This is a genomic window from Streptomyces sp. C, from assembly GCF_000158895.1.
Taxonomy (GTDB): domain Bacteria; phylum Actinomycetota; class Actinomycetes; order Streptomycetales; family Streptomycetaceae; genus Streptomyces; species Streptomyces racemochromogenes.
Genome location: NZ_GG657750.1, coordinates 1,908,470 through 1,916,224, shown reverse-complemented (window position 1 = coordinate 1,916,224; position 7,755 = coordinate 1,908,470). Strand labels below are relative to the sequence as shown.

Sequence of the window (7,755 nt, the reverse complement as noted above, 5' to 3'; positions counted from 1 at the left end):
TCTCGTCGAGCTTGTCCTCGTCCAGGCCGGGCGCGTCGAACGCGCAGCGCCGGCGGCGGTGGGGGAGGGCCAGCAGGGCGGCCGGCCGGACGTCCTCCTTGAGCACCGAGGTCCGCCCCGCCCAGGCGGCCAGCGCGGTCGCGGTACGGGCCATCACGATGTCGGCGCGCATGCCGTCGACCTCGAACCCGGCGCAGGTGGCCGCGATCTGCAGCAGCGCGGTGTCCCCGAGCCGGACCTGCGGGAGCAGCGCCCGCGCGGCCACGACCCGCGCCCGCACCTCGCTCTCGTCCCCGGCCCAGCGGGCGGCGAAGCCCGCGGGGTCGTCCTCGTACGCGAGCCGGCGGCGCACCACCTCGACGCGCTGCCGGGGCTCCCGGGAGGCGGCGACCTCCACGGTCAGCCCGAACCGGTCGAGGAGCTGCGGGCGCAGCTCGCCCTCCTCGGGGTTCATCGTGCCGACGAGCAGGAACCGGGCGGCGTGCCGGACGGAGACGCCCTCGCGCTCCACGTAGGAGGCACCCATGGCGGCGGCGTCGAGGAGGAGGTCGATGAGGTGGTCGTGGAGCAGGTTGACCTCGTCGACGTACAGGATCCCGCGGTGGGCGTCGGCGAGCAGGCCGGGCTCGAAGGCCTTCACGCCCTCGGCGAGGGCGCGTTCGATGTCGAGGGCGCCGACGAGGCGGTCCTCGGAGGCGCCGACGGGCAGCTCGACCATGCGCGCGGGGCGGTCGGCGCCGGGGCCGGGCTCGTGCGGGCCGTCCGGGCAGGCCGGGTCGGGCGCGGCCGGCGCGCACGAGAACCGGCAGCCGGGGACGACGTCCACCTGCGGCAGCAGCGCCGACAGCGCGCGCACGGCGGTGGACTTGGCGGTCCCCTTCTCACCGCGCACGAGCACACCGCCGACCGCCGGGCTCACGGCGTTGAGCAGGAGCGCCAGCCGTAGATTGTCCTGCCCGACAACGGCCGAGAAGGGGAACGGGACGCTGCTCATGAGACGGTCACTCCTTCGAGTGGCATGGGGCGACGAACACGCCAGTCTGGTCCGATGCTGCGAGGGTTTCCGAGAGGTCCCTGCTCGCGCGGGGATGACCCGGGGTAGGGCGTGCTCATGCGGTGCTCACTCCTGATGGTCCCCGCCTGTGCGGGGATAGCGGTGTTCACGGGGGCGGGGGTGCCGCTGCGCGGGGCGAGGTCCCCTACCCGCCCTTCGCCCGTTCCCCGGGCTGCGCCCGGACCCCTCCTGGGGGCTCCGCCCCCGGACCCCCGCGCCTCGAACGCCGGCGGGGCTGGAGGGTGCCGGCGGGGCTGGATTTCGCGCAGCGAATTTCCAGCCCGCGCTGGGGGCACCTCCCAGCGGTAGCTGGGGGAGTTTGAGCGCACCGGGCGCGGAGCGCCCGGTTCTTTCAGCCCCGCCGGCGTTTGAGGCGCGGGGTCAGGGGCGGAGCCCCTGGGAACGGTGGAAGGGCGGGTAGGGGAGCAGCCCCGCAGGGCACACCCCCTCACGGCGCACCCGGGGGGAGGAAGGGGAGGCCGGCGGGGGCGCCGCCCTCGATCAGGGCCAGCAGCGCACGCGTATCGGCGTGTTCCTCGATCAAGTCGCCCAGCAGGTCCAGCTGCCCCTCCCGCAGGGAGGCGAACGACGTGTCCGGCGCCGGGACGAAGCGGCGGCCCGCGGCGGCGGCCACCTCGCGGAGGAACGCCCGGCGGAAGCCGTCCGACTCCAGCGAGCCGTGCCAGTGGGTGCCCCACACCGATCCGACCCGGCAGCCGTCGAGGAAGGGCTCGCCGCCCAGCACCTCGGCCACCCCGTGGTGGATCTCGTAGCCCGAGACCTCCTCGCCCAGGGCGGTGCCCTCCGGCCGGGCCAGGGTCTTCTCCACGGCGAAGCGCACCCGTACCGGCAGCAGCCCCAGCCCCGCCACCGAGCCGGCCTTCGACTCGACCTCGTCCTCGATGTGCTCGCCCAGGGCCTGGAAGCCGCCGCAGATGCCCAGCACCGGCCGCCCCTCCGCGGCCCGCCGGGCCAGCGCGTCGGCGAGGCCCCGTTCCCGGAGCCACTCCAGCGCCTTCACCGTGCCGCGCGTGCCCGGTACGACGACCAGGTCGGCGTCGGCCAGTTCCTCGGCCCGGTCCACGAACCGCACGACCACGCCCGGCTCGGCCGCCAGCGCGTCGACGTCGGTGAAGTTCGACATCAGCGGCACCGCGCACACCGCGACCCGCAGCACGTCCTCGCCGACCGGCGGGGCGACCACGGACTCGCGGACCGCGCCCCGCAGGGAGACCCGCAGGCCGTCCTCCTCGTCGATGCCCAGCCCGTGCCGGAACGGCAGCACCCCGTACGTGGCCCGCCCCGTGAGGCCGCGCAGCATCTCCATGCCGGGCTCCAGCAGGGACACGTCGCCGCGGAACTTGTTGACCATGTACCCGGCGATCAGCGACTGGTCCTCCGCCGACAGCAGGGCCGTCGTCCCGAAGAACGAGGCGAAGACCCCGCCCCGGTCGATGTCGCCGACCACGACCACCGGGAACCGCGCGGCCCGCGCGATGCCCATGTTCACGATGTCGGTCCGGCGCAGGTTGATCTCGGCCGGACTGCCCGCCCCCTCGCAGATCACGGCGTCATACGTGCCCCGCAGCTGCTCCAGGCAGTCCGTGACGATGCCGAGGAGCTGCTCCTGGCGGCCGCCGTGGTAGCCGCGGGCGCTCATCTCGCCGACCGGCTTGCCCAGCAGCACCACCTGGCTGCTGCGGTCGCTGCCCGGCTTGAGCAGGACCGGGTTCATCAGCGCCGTCGGCTCGACCCTGGCGGCCTGGGCCTGCATGGCCTGGGCGCGGCCGATCTCGGCGCCCTCCCGCGTCACGAACGAGTTCAGCGACATGTTCTGGGCCTTGAACGGGGCCACCTTCACGCCCTGCCGGGCCAGCCAGCGGCAGATGCCCGCCGTGACCACGCTCTTGCCCGCGTCCGAGGTCGTGCCGGCGACCAGCAGTCCGCCGCCGCGTCGTCCCGTCTCCGTCCCGCTCATGCCCGTCCCCTTCTCGTCATCGCCACGGCCGAGCGCACGGCCACGCAGGCCCCGAGCGCCAGCCAGGTCACCCGTCGCGACAGCCGTACGGCCCGTTCGATGTCCGCGACCTCGACGGGCCGCCCCCGCTCCCCGTTGAGCACCGCCCGGTGCTCGGTCCGGCCGCCGTAGGAGAGGGTCCCGCCCAGGCGGACGCCGAGCGCCCCCGCGAAGGAGGCCTCGACATCCCCGGCACGCTCTTCCTCGGCGGCGGCGTCGGCGCGCCAGGCCCGTAGGGCTCCGCGCCGGTCGGGGCCGGCGGCCACGGCGGCGAGGGCCGTGAGCCGGGCCCCGGGCCAGCCGGCCAGGTCGTCGAGGCGGGCGGAGGCCCAGCCGTAGCGCAGGTAGCGGGGCGACTTGTGGCCGACCATCGCGTCCAGGGTGTTCACGGCGCGGAAGGCCAGCAGTCCGGGGACCCCGGCGAGAGCGCCCCACACCAGGGCCCCGACGACCGCGTCGGAGGTGTTCTCGGCGACGGACTCCACGACGGCCCGGGCCATCTGCTGCTCGTCCAGCGCCTGGGGGTCGCGCCCGCACAGGTGCGGGAGCCGCTCCCGGGCGACCTCCGCGTCCCCGGCGGCGAGCGCCCCGCCGATGGCGCGGGCCTCCCGCCCGAGGGAGGTGCCGCCGACGACGGCCCAGGTGGCCGCGGCGGTCAGGGCGATACGGGCGGCCGCGGGCCGGGAGCGCACGGCGCGTGCGCCGAGCGCGCCGACGGCGGTGGCGCCGCCCGCGCAGACGAGGGTGTGCAGGAGGCCGCGGGCGCGGTCGTCGCGCCACAGGGCGCTCTCGACGGCGGCGGCGGCTCGTCCGAAGGCGGCCACGGGGTGCCCCCGGCGCGGATCCCCGAGGATCCGGTCGCCGATCAGCCCCGCCGTGGCGCCGTACGCGAAGACGCGGTCGGCACGCATGGTGGCAGGTATGTCCTCACTCAGGGTCCGCGCCCTGGTTCGACGTGTCCGGCGGCGAGAGTTCCTGGCTCCCGGGGTGCACGCGTCGCGTGTGCTCCCCGGTGACAGTGGCGGGACCGCGCCGGATTCGCACCGGACTTCCTCTCCATGCCGCCGTGTTGGCTCGGGCAGTCCACCACGCCCCGCGAACGCCCGTCAACTTGCCGTTGACCTGGTGGGACGGAGGGCGGAGGAGGGGCGCGGGTACGCGAAAGCTCCCTCCGGGGAATCCCGGAGGGAGCCGTCGTACGCGGTGCGGCGGTGTCAGCTGACGATCAGGTAGATGCCGTAGGCCACGGCCGCCGCGCAGAGCGCGAAGCAGGCGTAGGCGCCGCTGCGGGCCAGGGTCGCGGCCCCGCCCTGCTCGGTGGCGGCCTCGTGCTTGGAGAGGCCCACCAGGCCCAGGGTGAAGAGGGCCACGAGGGCGACGGTGGCGGAGAGGCTGACCCCGAAGACGGAGCCGAGTGCTGCCCAGTCGATCTTCATACTGCCGTTTCCTCTGTCGTTCTCGGGGTCAGACCGCCGCGGCCGGGGCCGTGGGGGTCGTTGGGGTGGCCGGGTGGGCCGTCGCGGCCGGGATGGTGGCCTTGAGGTCCTCGTCGGTGACGGCGGCGGTGGTGCCCGCGAGCGGCGGGACCGCGACGGCGGCCATGGCGGTGGTGACCACGCCGGGCTCCTCGGCCTCGGTGGAGGCGGTGCCGGTCTCGTTGACGTTGGTGTGGTCGACGACCTGGCGGCGGGAGACCAGCCAGATGGCGACGCAGGAGCCGACCAGGAAGACGGTGACGGCGACGACGCCGATGTCACCGGTGCGCATGACCAGCTCGGCGCCGGAGGCGACGAGGGCGGCGGCCGGCAGGGTCAGGCCCCACGCGACGAACATGCGGGTGGCGGTGGACCAGCGGACCACGCCGCCCTTGCGGCCCAGGCCCGCACCCATGACGGCGCCGGAGCAGGCGTGCGTGGTGGAGAGGGAGAAGCCGAGGTTGGAGGAGGCCAGGATGACGCTGGCGGCCGAGGTCTGGGCGGCGAAGCCCTGCTGCGGCTGCAGGTCGGTCAGGCCGGAGCCCATGGTGCGGATGATGCGCCAGCCGCCCAGGTAGGTGCCCAGCGCGATCGCCATGCCGGCGGAGACGATGACCCAGACCGGGGGGTTGGAGCCGGGCGCGAGCGCGCCGCCGGCGACCAGGGCCAGGGTGATGATGCCCATCGTCTTCTGCGCGTCGTTGGTGCCGTGCGCGAGGGAGACGAGGCCGGCGGAGGCGATCTGGCCGGCCTTGTAGCCCTTGGCCGAGGTCTTCTCGCCGATCTTGCCATTCAGCTTGTACGTGACCTTGGTGGCCAGCATCGCGGCCACACCGGCCACGATGGGCGCGGCGACGGCGGGGAGCAGCACCTTGGTGACGAGCGTGTCGCCGTTGACGGCGCCGAGGCCGGCGGAGGCGACGGCCGCACCGACCAGGCCGCCCATCAGGGCGTGGGAGGAGCTGGAGGGGAGGCCGACCAGCCAGGTGACGAGGTTCCAGAGGATCGCACCGACCAGGGCCGCGAAGATCACCTCCGGCTGGATGCCCTCCTCGTTGACCAGGCCCTTGGAGATCGTCTTGGCGACCTCCACGGACATGAACGCGCCGACGAGGTTGAGCACGGCGGACATGGCCACCGCCGTCTTGGGCTTGAGGGCGCCGGTCGAGATGGTGGTGGCCATCGCGTTGGCTGTGTCGTGGAAACCGTTCGTGAAGTCGAACACGAGAGCGGTGATGATCACGATCCCGAGGAGAAGCGTTATGTGCTCCATTTACCCAGGCTTCTGTTTGGCGTCAGTGGCTCGGCGAACGTAAGCAACCTGGGTGAACGGAAGATGAACTGACCCGGGCGGCACGGTGTCCCCACGCGCCACACGATCGGGTCATTCGTCCTGATTCTGTCGTAGCCATCCCGATTCCTGCACGTCAAAGCAGGGTGAACGGACCCCTCCGGGCGTGGCCCGGGGCCGGTGGGCGCCCCTCCCCGGACCCTGGAAAGAGAGGTAGATCACTCCGTTCGGAGCGATCCGCTCCGGTGGCCCCTCCGTCCCCGCGCGCAGAGACTGGAACGGTGCGTACCGCCACAGCGACGGCAGCGGCCGTCACCACGACCCTGATCGGCGCCGGAGCGGCCGCGGTCGCGGCCGGCCGGTACGCCGCCGACGCGGCCCTGCGGCCCGAACCGGGCCGCCCGCTGCCCGGCGGCCCCCGCCTCAGCGTGCACTCCACCGGACCCGGCCGGGTGGTCCTCACCCGCTCCCTGGCCTCCCTGCGCCCCGGCGTCCACGCCCTGGAGGCGCCCGGGGTGCACGCCGTGGTCGGCTCCGTCCTCACCGACGTCCCGCACGGCCCGGACACCGTCGTACGCCGCCTCCTGTCCGTCAGCCACGGCGAGCTGACCCCCGGCACCCGGGTCGCCCTCACCCCCCAGGTGCACCGGGGCAACCCGCGCTCCGCCCTCGGGCTGGACCACGCCGACGTGGACGTCCCCGGCGAGCTCGGCCCGCTCCCGGCCTGGTTCCTGCCCGGTGCCCGGGGCACCTGGGTGATCACCGTCCACGGGCTCGGCACCGGCCGGGAGCACCCGATGACGGTCATGCCCTTCCTGCACCGCCACCGCCTCCCGGTGCTCGACCTCGGCTACCGGGGCGACATCGGCGCCCCCGCCTCCCCGGACGGCCTCGGCCACCTCGGCGAGTCGGAGTGGCGGGACCTGGACGCCGCCATCCGCTACGCCCTCCGCTACGGGGCCCGCCGCGTGGTCCTGTACGGCTGGTCCACCGGGGCCGCCATGGCCCTGCGCGTCCTGGAGCGCTCCGCCCTGGCCGGCCGGGTCTCCGGGCTGGTGCTGGACTCGCCCGTCATGGACTGGCACGCCACCCTGCGCGCCCTGGCCGCCTCCCGCGGCACCCCGGCCCCGCTGCTCCCGCTCGCCGTCCGGGCCGCCGAGGGCCGCGCCGGGCTGCGCGCCGACCACCTCGCGCCGGGGGCCGACCCCGGCGCCCTGCGCGTGCCCGTCCTGCTCTTCCACGGGCCCGCCGACACGATCGCCCCCTGGGAGCCCTCCCGCAGGCTCGCCGCCGCCCGCCCCGACCTGGTCACCCTGCACACCGTGATGGACGCCGGGCACGGGGCGATGTGGAACGCCGACCCGCTGCGCTACGAGGAGGCGCTGCGACGCTTCCTCACCCCCCTCATGTGAGGTGGGATGTGGCGCCTGGGTGAAGGGCCTGTGGCGGACGGGGCGCAGTGGGGGATTCCTCCCGGTTCATCCACCCTGTGACCTGTGGAAATGACCCGTTCCGTTTGGGCTTTCGGCCAGTGACGGGCGAGACTGCTTCCGTGACGTCCCGAAAGCCTGATGAGCAGTTGGCTCGCGACTCCAGACTCCGACTCGTCTCCCAGCGCTCCGTCGCCACGGCGCGCAAGGCGGTGACCGACCGGCGAACCCGGCCGGCCACCCGGCCCCCGGCGGGCACCCCCGCCACGGCGGACCTGGCGAACCGCGCCCGCGCCTCGCTCGCGGACGCCGTACGGCTGGCCCGCTGGGCCGAGCTGAACCTCGGCGCGGGCGACGGCGGCCGCCCCGCGCCCTCGGGCGCACTGCCCGCCGTCGACGTCGAACGGGCCGCCGCCGAACTGGGCCTGACGCACGGGCAGATCCGGGTCGGCTGGGACCGCGCCCGCCTCTCCGGCCTCGTCGAGGTG

Annotated in this window: 5 protein-coding genes, 2 pseudogenes and 1 riboswitch; of the genes and pseudogenes, 2 read left to right on the top strand and 5 right to left on the bottom strand. The window is 74.8% G+C overall.

Annotation, left to right across the window (positions count from 1 at the left end; translation table 11 throughout):
* The 5 genes and pseudogenes from SSNG_RS08440 to SSNG_RS08420 all read right to left on the bottom strand — a co-directional run.
* Nucleotides 1-994, bottom strand: a 994-nt coding sequence (locus SSNG_RS08440) for an ATP-binding protein (RefSeq protein WP_042800749.1), incomplete at its 3' end; no start/stop codon positions are given.
* Nucleotides 991-3,032 (bottom strand): annotated as a pseudogene (locus SSNG_RS08435) (cobyric acid synthase). The pseudogene SSNG_RS08435 and the gene SSNG_RS08440, both read right to left, overlap by 4 nt.
* Complete coding sequence (locus SSNG_RS08430) at nt 3,029-3,982, bottom strand: cobalamin biosynthesis protein (RefSeq protein WP_007263390.1); 954 nt, start codon at nt 3,980-3,982, stop codon at nt 3,029-3,031. The pseudogene SSNG_RS08435 and the gene SSNG_RS08430 overlap by 4 nt, the downstream one beginning before the upstream one ends.
* A 58-nt stretch (nt 3,983-4,040) precedes the next feature.
* Nucleotides 4,041-4,127: riboswitch (cobalamin riboswitch) on the bottom strand.
* 158 nt (nt 4,128-4,285) lie between these two features.
* The gene (locus SSNG_RS08425; protein ID WP_007263389.1) at nt 4,286-4,507 is read right to left on the bottom strand and encodes a hypothetical protein; all 222 of its coding nucleotides are present in this window, start codon (nt 4,505-4,507) and stop codon (nt 4,286-4,288) included.
* 28 nt (nt 4,508-4,535) lie between these two features.
* On the bottom strand, nt 4,536-5,819 hold the full coding sequence (locus SSNG_RS08420; RefSeq protein ID WP_007263388.1) for an inorganic phosphate transporter: 1,284 nt from the start codon (nt 5,817-5,819) through the stop codon (nt 4,536-4,538).
* A 299-nt stretch (nt 5,820-6,118) separates the two neighbouring features.
* Here SSNG_RS08420 and SSNG_RS08415 point away from each other — a divergent pair, with 299 nt between their 5' ends.
* Nucleotides 6,119-7,249, top strand: coding sequence for an alpha/beta fold hydrolase (locus SSNG_RS08415; protein WP_007263387.1), 1,131 nt, complete (start codon nt 6,119-6,121; stop codon nt 7,247-7,249).
* A 230-nt stretch (nt 7,250-7,479) separates the two neighbouring features.
* Nucleotides 7,480-7,755, top strand: a pseudogene (locus SSNG_RS08410) (hypothetical protein); the annotation flags it as partial.

What these genes read in the sequence shown, in the direction of transcription:
- SSNG_RS08430 (WP_007263390.1), bottom strand. Translation starts at nt 3,982, where the DNA reads ATGCGTGCCGACCGCGTCTTCGCGTACGGCGCCACGGCGGGGCTGATC.
- SSNG_RS08425 (WP_007263389.1), bottom strand. Translation starts at nt 4,507, where the DNA reads ATGAAGATCGACTGGGCAGCACTCGGCTCCGTCTTCGGGGTCAGCCTC.
- SSNG_RS08420 (WP_007263388.1), bottom strand. Translation starts at nt 5,819, where the DNA reads ATGGAGCACATAACGCTTCTCCTCGGGATCGTGATCATCACCGCTCTC.